10 protein-coding genes are annotated in these 17,032 nt (G+C 66.9%); 4 read left to right on the forward strand and 6 right to left on the reverse strand.

Annotation, left to right across the window (positions count from 1 at the left end):
* The first annotated feature begins 2 nt into the window (after positions 1-2).
* Both ACE039_RS02115 and ACE039_RS02120 read left to right on the forward strand, forming a co-directional pair.
* Complete coding sequence (locus ACE039_RS02115) at positions 3-3,083, forward strand: multidrug efflux RND transporter permease subunit (RefSeq protein WP_485821560.1); 3,081 nt, start codon at positions 3-5, stop codon at positions 3,081-3,083.
* Entirely contained in the window at positions 3,080-6,169 is a 3,090-nt protein-coding gene (locus ACE039_RS02120) for an efflux RND transporter permease subunit (protein WP_485821561.1), read from the forward strand. Before ACE039_RS02115 ends, ACE039_RS02120 begins: the two co-directional genes overlap by 4 nt.
* Before the next feature lie 2 nt (positions 6,170-6,171).
* Here ACE039_RS02120 and ACE039_RS02125 read toward each other — a convergent pair whose 3' ends face one another.
* Complete coding sequence (locus tag ACE039_RS02125) at positions 6,172-7,080, reverse strand: LysR family transcriptional regulator (protein WP_448708336.1); 909 nt, start codon at positions 7,078-7,080, stop codon at positions 6,172-6,174.
* A 113-nt stretch (positions 7,081-7,193) separates the two neighbouring features.
* Here ACE039_RS02125 and ACE039_RS02130 point away from each other — a divergent pair, with 113 nt between their 5' ends.
* Entirely contained in the window at positions 7,194-8,618 is a 1,425-nt protein-coding gene (locus tag ACE039_RS02130; RefSeq protein WP_485821562.1) for a M20 family metallopeptidase, read from the forward strand.
* Between the two features lie 47 nt (positions 8,619-8,665).
* Positions 8,666-9,646 (forward strand): Bug family tripartite tricarboxylate transporter substrate binding protein, encoded by a 981-nt coding sequence (locus ACE039_RS02135; RefSeq protein WP_485821563.1) that lies wholly within the window; start codon positions 8,666-8,668, stop codon positions 9,644-9,646.
* Positions 9,647-9,717: 71 nt separating this feature from the next.
* Here ACE039_RS02135 and ACE039_RS02140 read toward each other — a convergent pair whose 3' ends face one another.
* The 5 genes from ACE039_RS02140 to ACE039_RS02160 form a co-directional block, all read right to left on the reverse strand.
* Positions 9,718-12,165, reverse strand: coding sequence for a TonB-dependent siderophore receptor (locus ACE039_RS02140; RefSeq protein ID WP_485821564.1), 2,448 nt, complete (start codon positions 12,163-12,165; stop codon positions 9,718-9,720).
* 88 nt (positions 12,166-12,253) lie between these two features.
* Entirely contained in the window at positions 12,254-13,216 is a 963-nt protein-coding gene (locus ACE039_RS02145) for a FecR domain-containing protein (RefSeq protein WP_485821565.1), read from the reverse strand.
* Between the two features lie 5 nt (positions 13,217-13,221).
* Positions 13,222-13,749: a sigma-70 family RNA polymerase sigma factor gene (locus ACE039_RS02150; RefSeq protein WP_313462640.1), complete on the reverse strand. Its 528-nt coding sequence runs from the start codon at positions 13,747-13,749 to the stop codon at positions 13,222-13,224.
* A 127-nt stretch (positions 13,750-13,876) separates the two neighbouring features.
* Entirely contained in the window at positions 13,877-16,276 is a 2,400-nt protein-coding gene (locus ACE039_RS02155; protein WP_485821648.1) for a catalase, read from the reverse strand.
* A 37-nt stretch (positions 16,277-16,313) separates the two neighbouring features.
* The gene (locus ACE039_RS02160) at positions 16,314-16,928 is read right to left on the reverse strand and encodes a hypothetical protein (protein ID WP_105557195.1); all 615 of its coding nucleotides are present in this window, start codon (positions 16,926-16,928) and stop codon (positions 16,314-16,316) included.
* Positions 16,929-17,032: the final 104 nt, after the last annotated feature.

Raw genomic sequence — 17,032 nt, forward strand, 5'->3', positions numbered from 1 at the left:
GCATGAGCCTGTCACGCCCCTTCATCCTGCGCCCGGTCGCAACGTCCTTCCTGATGATCGCCCTGCTGCTGTCGGGCATTCTGGCGTGGCGCATGCTGCCGGTGGCGGCGCTGCCGCAGGTGGATTACCCGATCATCCAGGTCACTACCCAATATCCCGGCGCCAGTCCCACCGTGACGGCGCGCGCGGTCACGGCGCCGCTTGAAAGGCGTTTCGGGCAGATACCGGGCGTCAAGCAGATCTCGTCCACCAGCGGCAGCGGCATTTCGGTGATCACGCTGCAATTCTCGCTGGACGTGTCCCTGGGCGTGGCCGAACAGGAAGTGCAGGCGGCGATCAGCGCCAGCGGCTCGCTGCTGCCCCCGGACTTGCCGACGCCGCCCGTTTATCGGAAGGTCAACCCCGCCGACGTGCCCATCCTGACGCTGGCCGTCACCTCGGACTCCCTGCCGTTGCCCAAGGTTTACGACCTGGTGGACACGCGCATGACGCAGCGGCTGTCGCAACTATCCGGCGTGGGCATGGTCAGCCTGGCCGGCGGCCAGCGGCCAGCCGTGCGGGTGCAGGTCAACCCGATGGCGCTGGCGGCCCGCGGCCTGCAACTGTCGGACGTGCAGGAAGCCATCGCCAAGGCCAACTCGAACCAGCCCAAAGGCAGCTTCGACGGCCCGGTACGGTCCGTCATCATGGACGCCAACGACCAATTGCAAAGCGCCGAGGAATACCGCGAGCTGATCGTCGCCTGGAAGAACGGCGCGCCGGTGCGGCTGGGCCAGGTCGCCATGATCGAAGACGGCGCGGAAGACCGCTACCTGGCCGCCTGGGTCGACAAGCAGCCCGCCGTGCTGGTCAACATCCAGCGCCAGCCGGGCGCCAACGTGATCGCCGTGGCCGATCAGGTCAAGGCCCTGCTGCCGCAGTTGACCGCCAGCCTGCCCGCCGCGGCGCAAGTGCGCATCCTGACCGACCGCACCGAGAGCATCCGCGCATCGGTGCGCGGCGTGCAGTGGGAACTCGTGTTCGCCGTGGGCCTGGTGGTGCTGGTGACGTTTCTGTTCCTGCGCAACCTGCCGGCCACCCTGATCCCCAGCCTGGCGGTGCCATTGTCCTTGATCGGCACCTTCGGTTTCATGCACCTGGCCGGCTTTTCCACCAACAACCTGACGCTGATGGCCCTGACCATCGGCGCGGGCTTCGTGGTGGACGACGCCATCGTCATGCTGGAGAACATCGCGCGCTACCGCGAACAGGGGCACAGCCCCATGTCGGCCGCGCTGAAGGGCGCGGGGCAGATCGGCTTCACGCTCGTCTCGCTGACGCTGTCGTTGATCGCGGTGCTGATCCCGCTGTTGTTCATGGAAGACGTGGTGGGCCGCCTGTTCCGCGAGTTCGCCATCACGCTGGCCGTGGCCATTCTGATATCGCTGGCGGTGTCGTTGACCCTGACGCCCATGATGTGCGCCCGCCTGCTGCCCGCCCACGTGGACTCGCGGCCCGGCCTGCTGGACCGCGTGCAGGCGCGCTACGCCGGCTGGCTCGACGTGACCTTGCGCCACCAGCGCCTGACGCTATTGGCCATGCTGGCCACCGTGGTGCTGACCGGCCTGCTGTACCTGGCGGTGCCCAAGGGCTTCTTCCCGGTGCAGGACGGCGGTGTGCTGCAGGGCGTGACCCAGTCGTCGCAGAACACCTCGTTCGACGCCATGTCGCGGCGCCAGCAGGCGGTGGCGCACAGCCTGCTGGCTGACCCCGACGTGCAGAGCCTGTCGTCCTTTATCGGGATCGATGGCATGAACACCACGCTGAACACCGGCCGCCTGCTGATCAACCTGAAGCCCTGGGCCGAGCGCAGCGCGCCGCTGGCCGACATCCTGGCCCGGCTGGATGCGCGCGCCCGAGACGTCCAGGGCATCTCGCTCTTCCTGCAACCGGTGCAGGAACTGAACATCGAAGACCGCGTCAGCCGGGGCCAATACCAGTTCACCCTGACATCCCCGGACAGCGCACTGCTGGCGCAATGGAGCCACGCGCTGACGCAGCGCCTGGACCAATCGCCTGCGCTGGCCGAGGTGTCGTCAGACCTGCAAGGCGACGGCCGCCAGGCGTTCCTGCAAGTGTCGCGCGATACCGCCGCGCGGCTGGGCGTGACGATGGACGACGTGGTGCAGACCTTGTACAACGCGTTCGGCCAGCGCCAGGTTGCCACCCTGTTCACGCAATCCAACCAATACCGCGTGGTGCTGGAAGTGGACCGCCGGCTGGCCTTGAGTCCCGACGCGCTGGAGCGCATCCATCTACAGACCGACGCCGGCCAGGCGATCCCGCTATCGGCGCTGGCCACTGTCAGCGAACGCGCCGTGCCGCTGGCCGTGAACCACCTGTCGCAGTTCCCGGCGGTCAATCTGTCGTTCAACCTGCCCCCGGGCGGCTCGCTGGGCGAGGCCATCGCCGCCATCGAAGCCGCCCAACGCGACATCGGCATGCCGCCCAGCGTGGAGCTGCGCCTGCAGGGCGCCGCATCGGCGTTCCAGGCCTCGTTATCGAACACGCTGTGGCTGATGCTGGCCGCCGTGGTCACGATGTACCTGGTGCTGGGCATGCTGTATGAAAGCGCGATCCACCCCGTCACCATCCTGTCGACGCTGCCGTCGGCCACGGTAGGCGCGCTGCTGGCGCTGCTGATCACGGGCCGGCCACTGGACCTGATCGCCGTCATCGGCATCATCCTGCTGATCGGGCTGGTGAAGAAGAACGGCATCATGATGGTGGACTTCGCGCTAGAGGCTGAGCGATCGCGCGGGTTGCCGCCGGAAGCCGCCATCCGCGAAGCCGCCCTGCTGCGCCTGCGGCCCATCCTGATGACGACGCTGGCCGCCTTGTTCGGCGCATTGCCGCTGATGCTGGCCACCGGCTCCGGTGCCGAACTACGCCAGCCGCTGGGCTGGGTCATGGTCGGCGGGCTGCTGGTCAGCCAGATCCTGACGCTGTTCACTACGCCGGCCGTCTACCTGTTTTTCCACCGCCTGGGCCAGCGGCGCGGCGTTCCCGCCAAGCCCGCAAGGACTGACGGGCCCGCGGCATGATCCGGGCTCTGCTGCACCGGCCGGTCGCCTGCATTTTTCTGGCGCTGGCATTGACGCTGCTAGGCGCGGTGGCCTGGCGGCTGCTGCCCGTGGCCCCCCTGCCCCAGGTGGATTTCCCCACCATCGAAGTGCGCGCCGAGCTGCCGGGCGCCAGCCCCGAGAGCATGGCCAGCACCGTGGCCGCCCCGCTGGAGCGTGCCTTGGGCAGCATCGCGGGCGTCAGCTCCATGACGTCGTCCAGCAATCAGGGCGCCACGCGCGTGCAGTTGCAGTTCGACCTGGACCGCGACGTCAATGAAGCGGCCCGCGACGTGCAGGCGGCCATCAACGCGGCCCGCGCCGAACTTCCCGCTGGCATGCCGGGCAATCCCAGCTATCGAAAGATCAACCCCTCGCAAGCGCCCATCATGGCGCTGGCGCTCAGTTCCCCGACGCGTCCCGCTGGCCAGCTGTACGACCTGGGCGCGACCGTGCTGGCGCAGAAAATCTCGCAGATCAACGGGGTGGGCGAAGTGACGATGGGCGGCAGTTCCTTGCCCGCCGTGCGAGTGCAGGTCAATCCGAACGCGCTGGCTCACTACGGCGTGGCGCTGGACGACGTGCGCGAGGCCATCTCCGACGCGGCGCCGATGCGCCCGCAAGGCCAGCTGGATTCGGCGGGCCAGCGTTGGGAGATCGGCGCGCCCGCGCAGCCGCGCACCGCGCAAGAGTACGACAGCCTGATCGTGCGCCACCGGGATGGCGCCGTCATCCGGCTGGCCCAGGTGGCGAAAGTCAGCGATTCGGTGGAAAACCGCTACAGCAGCGGCTTTCACAACCGCAACCCTGCGGTCGTGCTGACCATCAGCCGCCAGCCGGGGTCGAACATCATCGAAACCATCACGGCCATCAACGAGGCCCTGCCCGGGTTGCGGGCGCTGTTGCCGGCCGACGTGGACCTGACCGTGGCGCTGGACCGCTCGCCCGGCATTAACGCCACGCTGCGCGAAGCCCACGTCACGCTGGGGCTGGCCACGGCGCTGGTGATCCTGGTGGTGTGGCTGTTCCTGGGCAACGCGCGGGCGGCCGCCATCCCCAGCGTGGCGATTCCGGTGTGCCTGATCGCCACCTTCGCGGTCATGTATGTGTGGGGCTTTTCGCTGAACAACCTGTCGCTGATGGCGCTGATCGTGGCCGCCGGACTGGTGGTGGACGATGCGATCGTGGTGCTGGAGAACATCTCGCGGCACATCGAACGCGGTCTGTCGCCCCGCAAGGCGGCACTGCGCGGGGTGCGCGAAGTGGGTTTCACGCTGGTCGCCATGACCGTCGCCCTGAGCGTGGTGTTCGTCTCCATCCTGTTCATGGGCGGGCTCGTTGAACGCCTGTTCCGCGAATTCTCGATCACGCTGGTGGCCGCTACGGTGATCTCGCTGGTGGTGTCGGTCGCCATCATCCCCGCCCTGTGCGCGCGCTGGCTCAAGCCCGGGGCGACGCCGCATGCCACCCCGGTCCGGCCCTCACGCATGCAGGCCGCCTTCGCGCGTCTGCACGAGGGGTACGGCGCATCGCTTGCGCGGGTGCTTGGCCATGCGCGCCTGACGCTACTGGTGCTGGCCGGCGTCATCGGGCTGAACGTCTACCTGTACGTGGATGCCCGCAAGGGCTTCCTGCCGGTGCAGGACACGGGCCAACTGGTCGGGTTCGTGCGGGGCGACGACGGCTTTTCGTTCCAGGTCATGCAGCCCAAGATCGACCAGTATCGCCAGCTGGTGCTCAAGCACCCGGCCGTGCAAGACGTCATCGGCTATAACGGCGGCGGGCTCGGCATCAGCAATTCGCTCTTCCTGATCCGCTTGAAGCCCGTGGCCCAGCGCGCCGAATCTTCGACGGAAGTCATCAATTGGCTGCGCATGAACGCACCGCCGGTGCCGGGCGGCATGTTCTTCCTGAACGTGGACCAAGACCTGCGCATGCCGGGCGGCTTCGGCAACTCGGGCGACCACGAACTGGCCATCATGGCCAGCGATGTGCCCGCGCTGCGGGAATGGTCGCGCAAGATCTCGAAGGCCATGCAAGCCATTCCGGAACTGCGCGACGTGGACGCCGTGGGCGACGGCGCCACCCAGCAGGTGGTGATCAATATCGACCGCAGCGCCGCCCAACGCTTGGGCGTGGACATGGACACGATCAGCAGCGTGCTAAGCAATTCCTTCAGCCAGCGCCAGGTCGCCACCCTTTACGACGCCATGAACCAGTACCGCGTGGTGCTGGAACTGGACCCGCGCTACACCGAAGACCCCGAGGTCCTGGAGCAGGTGCAGGTCGTGGCGGCTGACGGCACCCGCATCCCGCTGACGGCTTTTGCCACGTACGAGAACGGCCTGGTCAACGACCGCGTCTTCCACGACGGCCTGTTCGCGGCCGTGGGCGTCGGCTTTTCGCTGGCCGAAGGCGTGTCGCTGGAACAGGGGCTTGCCGCCATCGACGCCACGATGGCGAAGCTGATGGTGCCCTCCACGATCCAGACGCGCCTGGGCGGCGACGCCCGCAACTTCCAGCAAAGCGTGCAGGACCAGCCCTGGCTGATCCTGGCAGTGCTGGTCGCCATTTATCTGGTGCTGGGCATCCTGTACGAAAGTCCCCTGCATCCGCTGACCATCCTGTCCACGCTGCCGTCGGCGGGCGTGGGGGCCTTGCTGGCATTGCGGCTGGCGAACATCGAATTCACCCTGATTGCGCTATTGGGGCTGTTCCTGCTTGTCGGCATCGTCATGAAGAACGCCATTTTGATGATCGACTTCGCGCTCAGCCTGGAACGGCGCGAAGGGTTGACGGCGGAACAAGCCATCCACCGCGCCGCGATGCTGCGCCTGCGGCCTATCGTCATGACCAATCTGGCCGGCCTGCTGGGCGCGCTGCCCCTGGTGCTGGGCGTGGGTGAAGGATCCGAACTGCGGCGCCCGCTGGGCGTCGCGATCGTCGGCGGCCTGATGATCAGCCAGTTCCTGACGCTGTACACGACGCCAATCGTCTATCTGGCGCTGGAACGGCTGCGGCTGAAAGTCCGGGCGGCGCGCGCGCCGGCCGGTTCAGCGGCGGACTGAGGCTACTCGGGCAAGCGCGTCGCCACGATCAGGCGCTCTGCCATGAACGCCAGGAACTCCCGGGCCAGCAGCGGCAGCGTCCTGCCCTGCAGGGTCAGCACCTGGATGCTCCGTTGCCGCATTTCCGGGTTCGTGAACGGCACCCCGGCCAGCTTATCGCTGCCCGTCTGGCCCATCAGGGTCAGGTACCCGGTCAAGGCCACAATGCGGCTGCCGGGCAGCATCGGCAGGAATGCCGCCGAATGGTTCGACACATAGGCCGGTTCTATATGCAGCCCGGCATTCGCGCACGCGGCGTCGAACAGTTGCCGGACCGTCGTGCCCGAATCGCCCAGCGACAACGGATAGTCCGCCAGATCCCGCATGCCCACGCTACGGCGGCTGGCCAGTGGATGACTGCGGCACATCACCGCATACACCGGCGCCCGCGTCAGCAATTCGGTCTTCAGACGTTCGTCCTGCACCGTGGAATAGCGCAGCGCGATCTGCGACAGGCCTTCCACGACCTGCCGGCTGACCTCGTCCGGGCGCTCGACATGCAAGTGAAACCGCGCCTCCGGCCGCACGCGCTTGAACTCCGCCATGCTGAGCGGCAGGAAGCGGTGCGCGAAGCCTTCGGTGCAGGCCAGCCGGATGGTCACGTCGCCCACGTGGCCGCGCTGGCGGATCTGGGTCGTGACGCGCTCGGCCTCCAGCGCGGCGGCATTGGCGTAGGCGGCAAGCTGCCGGCCGGCTTCGCTTAGCGCCATGCCGCGCGCCTGGCGCTCGAACAGCACGATGCCCAGATCGTCTTCCAGTTTGGCGATCTGGCGGCTGACGGCCGAGGCCGCCACGTGTTGCGCCGCCGCGGCCCCGGCGATGGAACCGCAGCGGGCAACCTCCAGGAAATACCGCAAGGCCAGTGAAATCATGGTCGGCTCCGAAATCCATGCTTTAAAGGCATGGCAAAGATGCTAATTATCTAATTGTGGCACGGGGTGAAGCGTAATAACTTTGTGCTTCCTTTGCGCACCCGAGAGCCGATGTGAATCGCGAACAAGCCGTCCTCCACGCCGTCGATGCCTATGACTCCGGCGCCCTGCTGACCACGTTGGCGCGTCGCGTCGCCTACGCCACGGAAAGCGAAGTGCCGGAACAAGCGGCCGCCCAGCACGCCTATCTGAATGAAGACCTGATCCCGCTGCTGACCGCGCTGGGCTTTTCCTGTGAAGTCCACGCCAACCCCGCCGGGGCGGATTTGCCTATCCTGGTGGCGCGCCGCATCGAGCAAGCGGGCCTGCCGACCGTGCTGATGTATGGCCACGGCGACGTCGTGCGCGGCAACGCCGCGAAATGGGAAGCGGGACGCGACCCGTGGCGGCTGCAGGTCGAGGGCGACCGCTGGTATGGCCGCGGCACAGCCGACAACAAGGGTCAGCACTCCATCAACCTGGAAGCCCTGCGGCACGTGATCGCCGCACGCGACGGCAAGCTGGGTTTCAACACGACGTGGCTGATCGAGACCGGCGAAGAGGCCGGTTCGCCCGGCCTGGCCGCCTTCTGCCACGCACAACGCGACGCGCTGAAGGCCGACGTGTTCATCGCCAGCGACGGCCCGCGCCTGAGCGCCGAGCGCCCCACGCTTTTCATGGGATCGCGCGGCGCGGTGAATTTCGAATTGAAGCTGCGCGCGCGTGAGCGCGGCTACCACTCCGGCAATTGGGGCGGCCTGCTGTCCAACCCCGCTATCGTGCTGATGCACGCCATCGGCACCCTGGTCGACGCCACCGGCCGCATCTGCGTCGACGGCCTGCGCCCTCCTCCCATTCCCGCCCCGGTCGCCGACGCGCTGGCCGACCTGCAGGTGGGCGGCGGCGAGGACGATCCCGAGATCAACGCGTGGTGGGGCGAACCCGGCCTGTCCGCCGCCGAAAAGGTATTTGGCTGGAACAGCCTGGACGTCCTGACGTTCGGCGCGGGCGATCCGTCCAAGCCAGTAAACGCGATCCCGCCCGAAGCCGTGGCCTGGTGCCAATTGCGCTTCGTGGTGGGCACCGACTGGCGCGCGCTGGAAACCCATGTGCGCGAGCATTTACGCCAAGCCGGCTTTGAAGACGTGCAGGTGCGGATCGGCATGCAGGCCGGCGCCACCCGCTTGTCGCCGGACAACGCCTGGGTGCGCTGGGCCGCCGCGTCGCTGGAACGCACGACCGGCAAACGGCCTGCGCTGCTGCCCAACCTGGGCGGCTCGCTGCCCAACGACATTTTTGCCGATCAACTGGGCTTGCCCACGCTGTGGGTGCCACACTCCTACCCCGCCTGCGCCCAGCACGCGCCCAATGAACACCTGCTGGGCAGCGTCGCGCGCGAAGGCCTCGCCATCATGGCCGGCCTGTTCTGGGACCTGGGCGACCAGGGCGCCGCGTTGCGGGATGCCGCCGCTGCTTCGGATTTTCCCGCGGCCGCCTGACCCCGGCCCTTTCCCGCGTTTCCCCATGACCCTTCGAGAGCTTTGCCATGACCGCTAGATTTTGTGCCGCCGTGATGGCGTTCAACCTTGCCGTCGCCGCCTATGCGGGCGAGGTCCACGCCGCGTACCCCGAACAGCCGATCAAGATCGTCGTGCCGTTCACGCCAGGCGGCGCCACGGACGCGGTGGCCCGGTTGCTGGCCAACCGCCTGTCGGGCAACCTGGGGCAATCCGTGATCGTGGAAAACCGCCCCGGGGCGTCCACGGTGATCGGCGCCGATGCGGTGGCCCGCGCGCAACCCGATGGCTACACGCTGCTGCTATCGGGCAGCACGACTTATACGGTATTGCCGGCCTTGAAATCCACGTTGCCCTATGACCCGATCAACAGCTACGAACCGATTGCCATCGTCGCCATGGCCCCGGTCGTGCTGCTGGCCCAGAACGGGCTTGCGGTCAGCACGGTGCAGGAAGCGGCCGCGCTGGCCAAACGCCAAAGCGACAAGGGCGGCTTGATGTACGGCACCTTCGGACCTGGCTCCGCGCCGCACCTGGCCGGCGAAATGTTCGCCGAAGCCGCGGGCGCCAAGATGCTGCCCGTGCCCTATAAGGGCAGCGCGCAATTGATCACCGCGATGATCGGCGGCGAGGTCGCGCTGGGCGTGGACACGGTATCGTCGGCCGCGCCACAGGTGCGCGCCGGCAAGGTCCGCGCACTGGCCGTCACGGGCGAGCACCGCGTGCCGCAGTTGCCGGACGTCCCCACCTTCACCGAAGCGGGCATTCCCGAAGTGTCCTTCGTCGGCTGGTACGCGTTGGCCGCCCCCGCCCGCACGCCCGCGCCGGTTCTCGACACCCTGAACCGCGCGGTCGCCAAGATCATGGAAGATCCGCAGATGCGCAAGGCCGTGTCGGACCTGGCCCTGGAACCCGTGTACCTGCCGGGCCAGGCGTTCCACGAACAGATCGCCCGTGAACTGCGCACGTTCGGCGCGGTGGCCAAGCGCGCGAACATCACGCTGGACTGAACGCAACCGGCCGCGGCGCATAAGCATGCGACGCGGCCGGTTCCGTGGGGCGGCCAGTTCCGTGGGGCGGATCAATACTTGTAGTTCACGCCCAGCATGGCGCTGAACGGCGCGCCATAGTAGTTGCTGTAGACGTTGGTGCTGGCGTAGTACTTCTTGTCGAAGACATTGTTCAGGTTCAAGGTCGCCGACCACTGGCGGCTGAATTGGTAGCGCGCCATCAAATCGACCAACGCATACCCGCTTTGCGAAGATGCCAACGGCTTGCCGCCCGGCCCTCGGCTGGAATACTCGGTGCCGCTCTCCCAGCGCACCCCGCCGCCAACGGTCAGGGCGCTTAAATCCCCCGGCAGGCGATACGTGGTGTACAGCTTGGCGATGTGGCGCGGCAGGCCGACTTGCGTGATGAAGCCTTGCGGCAAGCGGCGGTCCACGTAGGCATAGGACAGTTGCATTTGCCAGCCTGGCGTCAACTCGCCGGTGATCTCGGCTTCCACGCCCCGCATCACTGCGCCATCGGCGGCGACGTAAGCGCTATCGCCATTCGGCGCCAGCCGGTCACCGTCCACCATCGCGTAGTTGTCCTGGCGCGTCCGGAACAAGGCCAGGGACCCGTTCAAGCGGCCGTCCAGCAACGCCGACTTCAGGCCGATCTCGTAGGTATTGCCCTTGATCGGTTCGAGCACGCCGCCGGTCACGCTTTGCGCCTGTTGCGGCTGGAAGATGCTCGTGTAGCTGGCGTAGGCGGACACCGTGCTGGTCAGGTCGTAGACCACGCCGGCATACGGGGTGTAGACGCCCTGCTCCCGCATATTGTCCGGGTAGGACGACCCATCGTTGTAGTTGTAGGACGCCTGCTGGTCCCACCACGTCACGCGCGAGCCCAACACCAGCGACAGCGCGTCGGTCGGACGCAGGCGCACCGCGCCATAGATCGACGCCTGCTTTTCGGTGTAGTAGCGCTTGCCGGTCGATTGCCAGTCCGGCTCGGGCATGTCGCCATTCCACTGGCGGATGTCGGGGATCTTCGCGTCATAGCCCGGGGCGGTCCACAGCGGGTACATGTCGTAGTCGCCGCGGGTGCGCGATGCGTTTGCGCCCACGACCAGGTCGTGCTGGCGGCCAAGGGCATCGAACGCGCCCGTCACGCTGGCGTCGACCGCATTCTGCGTTTTCGGAATGGGCCATTTCGCCACCCACACCGACGCGCCTGCGCCCGTCGCCGGATCTGCCCAGCCGTTGCTGCTGAACCAGCCGTAGGTGCGGTCGTTGTCGTCACCGGTACGGGACACGGTCAACGAGCCCTTCCACAACGGGGCGAATTCGTGGTCCAGCGTCGCGAACACGTTATAGCGCGTGCGATCCTGGCGGCTCCAGTCCGTGGCCGAATTGAAGCGCTGCGGGAAATCCGTTTTGGTGCCGTCGGCATACGCGGCGGGAAAACCAAAGTACGAGCAGGCCGTGCACTTTTTTCGTTGATACTCCGCACCCAGGGTCAGCAACGTGCGTTCGGCCAGGTCTGCCTCGATCACGCCGTACAGCAATTGCGAATCCTGCTTGACGCGGTCGATGAAGGAACCTCCCTCCTGCCACGCGCCGACCAGCCGGCCGCGAAGCTTGCCCGCTTCATCCAGCGGACTGCCAAGGTCGAACTCCGTGCGCTTGTAGTCCCACGAGCCGACGGCCGCTCCCACGCCCGCCTCAAACTCGTGGGTGGGCCGCTTGCGCACCAGATTGATCGAGGCCGCGGGATTGCCGGCGCCGTTCAACAGCCCGGTGGAACCGCGCACCACTTCGATCCGGTCATACAGCGCGGTATCCAGACCCAGCGCATTGAAATCCTTGTGCGTGGGCACGCCATCCACCTGCATGTTGGTGATTTCCATGCCGCGGGCGTACAACCCCTTCTCGTTGTCGTCCGCCGACCCCTTCTTCTTGAAGGTCAGACCAGGCGTATTGGCAATGGCATCTTCCAGCGTATTCAGCCCCTGGTCGGATAAGCGCTGGCGCGTCATCACCGACACCGATTGCGGCGTCTCGCGCAGCGTCATCGGCAGCTTGGTAGCCGTCGTCGACAGACCCACGGTATAAGAATCCGTCCCCTCGCTGGGCGCGGGATCGCGCGAACCCAGCACTTCCACCGGCGCAAGGGTCTGCGCGCCGGCGACACGCAATCCGTAATTGTTGCCGCCTTGGCTGACAGCCTCCAGCCCCGTGCCCGACAGCATGGCCGCCAGTCCCGAGGCAATGCCGTAATCACCTTGCAAACCGGCGCTTTGCTTGCCTTGCGTCAGTTGGGCGTCAAATGACAGCACCACCCCCGCCTGCGCGGCAAAGCGGCCCAACGCCAGGCCCAACGGGCCGGCGGGAACATCATAGCGGCGGGCCGCCTCGGCGAACGGCGCCGCCTGCGCCAGCACGGATGGCGCCGACGCAAGCGCCATCAAGGCAACAAAGACGGCGCGCGCGATCGGCGCCTGCGGCGCCGGATGGCGATGGAAGGACATGTTGAAAGGCATAAGCTCAGGTTTTCCGTGAATCAAATCCGACGTAATCCCTGCTAAGTCGGACGAGCGCGGAAAAAGGACAATGCCAATTGAAAATAAATCAGCCGCGGGGGATCACCCGGGTGTAGTAGCGGGTGAAGCGCGACACGCGCACGGGCAGTGCGCGTTCCACGGCCGCCAACGCGCGGTCGGTGTCGTCGATGGGAAACGCGCCGGACACCCGCAGGGACGCCACCGCGTCGTCACAACTGAGGCGGCCGGGACGGTAGCGATCCAGTTGCGCGATGAAGTCCCCCAACCGCATGCCGTCCACGATCAGCAAACCGCGGGTCCAGGCGTCGGGTTCGCCCAGGATGGCGCCTTCACGGCGCACGCCCGACGCTTCCAGCACACCTTGTTCGCCCGCGCTCAGCACCAGCGGCGATGCCCCGCTGGCGGGCAGCAGCTCGACCGCATGCCGCAGCACCGCGACGCGCGTGCACGCAGCCTGCCGGTTGACGGTGAAGCGCGTGCCCAGCGGCCGAACCGTGCCGTGCAGCGTCGTCACGCGCAAAGGCGGCAGGCCCGGGGCGGCATGTTCGGTATCGATCAGGATTTCGCCTGCGTGGACGGTCACGTGGCGGCCTCGCGCATCCATGGCAACGTCCACCGCGCTTGCGCTGTCCAGCCACAGCAAGGTGCCGTCCGCCAGCAACAGTTCGCGCCGTTCGCCCGTGCCCATCCGGTAGTCGGCCAGATAGCCGGCCGCCAGCCGTTCGACGGGCAAGGTGCGCCACGCCAGCACGCCGCCTGCGCCGAACAGCATTACCGCCCCCACGCCGTTGCGCAACATGGCGCGCCGGCGCGCGAAGTGCTGGTCCGCGCGGATGAGCGTATCGGCGGCCAGCCGCGCGGGCGCCGCGCCCAACGTGCCGCGCAGCCGCTCAACCTGCCGCCAGATGCGGGCATGTTCCGGGTCGGCAGCCAGCCAGCGGCCATGCGCCGCCACATCGGCCGCGTCCACGTCGTCGGCGCAAAGGCGCGCGTACCATTGCGCCGCCGCGGCGATTGTCGGGTTCGCCATCGCGGCTATTGCCTTTCCAAGGCGTAGATCAAGCAGTGCTCGGTCGCGCGCGCCATGTACTTCTTGACCGAACTTACCGTCACGCCCAGCGCGGCCGCGATGTCCGCGTAGCTTGCGCCTTCCAGCTGTGACATCAGGAAAGCCCGTCGCACTTTGTCGCCCAGGCCGTGCAGCATGGCATCGATCTCGCGAATGGTTTCCAGCAGAATAGCTTGCGTTTCGGGCGAGATCGCATGGGCCTCCGGTTGCCGTGCCAGCGTCTCCAGCCAGGCGCGTTCCAGTACCTGGCGCCGAATGTGGTCCACCAGCGTGCGTTGCGCCACCGTGGCCAGAAAGCTGCGCGGCTGCCGCACACCCTGCAGTTGCGCCAGGGACGCGGGCGAGGCCAACAGGCGTAAAAAAGTGTCTTGCGCAAGGTCGGCGGCTTCGGCAGGCACGGCCAGCCGCCGCAGCAACCAGCCGCGCAGCCAGCCATGATGATCGCGATAGAGCAAGCCCAGCTCGCGGTGCTCCAGAGATTCCAAGGACGACATGGCCGTAGCGCGACCGCTTCCTGATTTTTTTAAGAATGGGAATTGTAATCATTATTGATGATGGCGGGCAATCGCCCGCCATCCCCCATCCCGGCGCGCGGCTCCCAGCCGCCCCGCTCCCTTCGCCCTACACCACGGGCGGCGTGGTCTCCCGCTCGGGATGCCGGTGCTTGGCCAGCGCCTGAATGAATTCGACCGCGCTGTTCTCGGGCGTCCCGCTGCCCGTCAACAGCCCGCCGTCCGATGCGTCTGGCGTAATGCCCGCCGCCTCGAACAACGTCGCGCCCGCCCCCAGCGCCATCAGCGTCTTGCCGTGGCGAAACGCGTCGCGCAGGAACTCCAGCGCTCGCCCGTCCGCCTGCAAGCGCCCCACGGCATCCACGCCGCCCGGGACGACAGCGCCGTCGAACAGTCCGGAAGGATGGTTGTCCAGCGACGCATCCGCATCCCATGTGCTGCCGTCCTCGGCTTGCAATGGGCCAATACGCTGCCCCACCAGCCGCACCACGACGCCCGCCCGGGTCAGCATATCCGCCACGGCCGCAACCGCGCCGCCGTCCACGCCTTCCGCGGCCAGGATGGCGACCTTGCGCGTGGCGACGCCGCCGTCGCCTGGCCTGGCGGTCAGCGACAGGGCTGGCGACACCTCGACCTCGGGCGCGGGCGGCTGGGCGGCCGCGCGCGGCAGGGGTTCGGGCAAGACCATGCCCAACTGGTCCGCCACGCCTTGGGCCAGTTCATCCGACGCGTTGCGCAGCGACGCCACCATGCGTTGGCGGATCGCCGGCACGGTGACCTTGCTGAGTTCAAAGGCGAAAGCGTTGATGATGTGCCGCTGCTCCCAGTCGGTCTGGCTATTGAAAAACAGCGCAGCCTGGTTGTAGTGTTCGGCGAACTTCTCGGGATGGCCGCGCAATTCGTCGCCCGCCACCGGTTCCGGAAACGGCACGTAGCCATCCATGCCGGCCTGGAACGGACAACCGCCCGCCAGCGAATTCGGTTCATACGACACGCGGCCCCGATGGATGGTTTGACGGTGCATGCCGTCGCGCTGATTGTTGTGCACGGGCGCCAGCGGCGCATTGATGGGGATTTCGTGGAAATTCGGGCCGCCCAGCCGCGAGATCTGCGTATCCACATACGAGTGGATGCGCCCGGCAAGCAACGGATCATTGGTGAAGTCCACCCCCGGCACGACGTGCGCCGCGCAGAAGGCGACTTGCTCGGTCTCGGCGAAGAAGTTGTCCGGGTTGCGGTCCAGCACCATCCGCCCGATGGGGGTGATGGGCACCAGTTCTTCGGGCACGATCTTGGTGGGGTCCAGGACGTCGAAGCTGAAGCGCTCTGCCTCTTCTTCCGTGAAGATCTGCACGCCCAGTTCCCATTCGGGGCCGTTGCCGGCGTCGATGGCTTCCCACAGATCGCGGCGATGGAAGTCGGGGTCGGCGCCCGATACCTTGACCGCTTCATCCCACACCTGGGAATGCGTGCCCAGCACCGGGCTCCAGTGGAACTTCACCAGCCGGGACTCGCCCTGGGCGTTGACGAAGCGGAACGTATGCACGCCGAAGCCCTGCATCATGCGGTAGCTGCGCGGAATGGCGCGGTCAGACATCAGCCACATCAACATGTGCGTGGATTCCGGCATCAACGACACGAAGTCCCAGAATGTGTCGTGGGCGGACGCGGCCTGCGGCATGCCATGGTGCGGCTCGGTCTTCACCGCATGCACCAGGTCCGGGAATTTCATGGCGTCCTGGATGAAGAAGACCGGCATGTTGTTGCCCACCAGGTCCCAGTTGCCTTCATCGGTGTAGAACTTCACCGCGAAGCCGCGCACATCGCGCGCCGTATCCTTGGAGCCGCGTTCGCCCGCCACGGTCGAAAACCGCACGAACACCGGCGTGCGCTTGCCTTGCTCGGCAAACAACGAGGCGGCCGTCAGGTCGGTCAGCGGCTTGTAGCATTCAAAGTAGCCATGCGCAGCCGAACCGCGCGCGTGCACGATACGCTCGGGGATGCGCTCGTGGTCGAAATGCGTGATCTTCTCGCGCAGGATGAAGTCTTTCAGCAAGGCCGGGCCGCGCAATCCGGCTTTGAGCGAATGCTGGTTGTCGGCGACGCGCACGCCCTGATTCGTCGTCAACATCTGAGCGCTGGCGTCGGCGCGCACGCGCGCCAACTCGCCGCCCACCGCGTTGACGCCCGCCGCGGCGGCGTCCACGGTCTTGCCCGAGACTTCGCTTTCGGACAAGGTGCTGGCGCCCACCGATGGGTCCGCCGCTGCAACATGCGCGCCCGTGAAGGGGCAACGCGCCGCATCGGCGCCGTACTCGGCGGCCTTGCCGGCGTTGTGGGGCATGGCCGCCGCCGTGTCGCCCACCGCGGCAGCCCGCTTCAGCGCGGGATGGCCGGGCTTGCCGGCAGGGCCGGCGGCCGGGCCGCTATCGGTATTCATATAGGCGGTATCCAGCGCGCCGCCCTTGCCCGCGGCGCTCTTGCGCGCCGGCGGCGATCCTGCTGGCATCTTGCCTGCGGATTTCCTTGTTGCCATTGCCGGTCTCCTAGTGTTTCAGCATCTTGTCGCGCGCCTGCTCGGCCCGCGATGCGCCGATGGCGGACTCCACCTGCTTGACCTCCTCGGGCGGCGGCAGCACAGCAGGGAAACCCAGGGACTCCACCCACAGTTCGCGCGACCAGCCCTGCGTGTGATACAGGTGGTGGTCTTCGTCGGTCGCCACGGCGTCATAGGCCTGCTTCAGGATCTTGCCCTCACGCCCGGTGTCCTGATCGGCGATCAGGCCGATCAATGACCAATTCGCGTGATCCTTGGTTTCGGCCAGCACCACGCATTCGGTCGCCACCAGCTGCGCGGCAGCGGCATCCCCTTCGCTGATCGCCATTTTCATGGCCTTCACCAGCGACTCGCCCAGGTGGCGAACCACGGCCCGGCCCGGCGATTGCGTCTCGGGGTCGAGTCCCAGTTGTTCAAACACGGTCAAAAGGACACGCTGGTGAGTGCGCGTTTCCTCCAGGTATTCCTTCCATTCTTTCTTCAAGTCTTCGTTGATGGCACAGGACACGGCGGTTTCGTACACCGACAGACCGCCGATCTCCGTCTCCAGCGCCTGATACAGCAGTTCGTTGATCTGTTTGGTGTTTCCGGCATTGCGTTTCATCGCAGGCTCCTCTTTCATTGGCATCGACCGCCTCCGGCCTGGGCGGACGGTCGGACGGGATGAAGCGCCCCTTCAGCAAGCGCCATGCCCGACTACCCCCGCTT

The sequence above is a fragment of the Achromobacter maghribensis genome (assembly GCF_057334215.1).

Bases quoted from the DNA above. Each gene is read 5' to 3' on its own strand.
- ACE039_RS02115 (WP_485821560.1), top strand. From the start codon at position 3: ATGAGCCTGTCACGCCCCTTCATCCTGCGCCCGGTCGCAACGTCCTTC.
- ACE039_RS02120 (WP_485821561.1), top strand. From the start codon at position 3,080: ATGATCCGGGCTCTGCTGCACCGGCCGGTCGCCTGCATTTTTCTGGCG.
- ACE039_RS02125 (WP_448708336.1), bottom strand. From the start codon at position 7,080: ATGATTTCACTGGCCTTGCGGTATTTCCTGGAGGTTGCCCGCTGCGGT.
- ACE039_RS02135 (WP_485821563.1), top strand. From the start codon at position 8,666: ATGACCGCTAGATTTTGTGCCGCCGTGATGGCGTTCAACCTTGCCGTC.
- ACE039_RS02140 (WP_485821564.1), bottom strand. From the start codon at position 12,165: ATGCCTTTCAACATGTCCTTCCATCGCCATCCGGCGCCGCAGGCGCCG.
- ACE039_RS02145 (WP_485821565.1), bottom strand. From the start codon at position 13,216: ATGGCGAACCCGACAATCGCCGCGGCGGCGCAATGGTACGCGCGCCTT.
- ACE039_RS02150 (WP_313462640.1), bottom strand. From the start codon at position 13,749: ATGTCGTCCTTGGAATCTCTGGAGCACCGCGAGCTGGGCTTGCTCTAT.
- ACE039_RS02155 (WP_485821648.1), bottom strand. From the start codon at position 16,276: ATGCCAGCAGGATCGCCGCCGGCGCGCAAGAGCGCCGCGGGCAAGGGC.
- ACE039_RS02160 (WP_105557195.1), bottom strand. From the start codon at position 16,928: ATGAAACGCAATGCCGGAAACACCAAACAGATCAACGAACTGCTGTAT.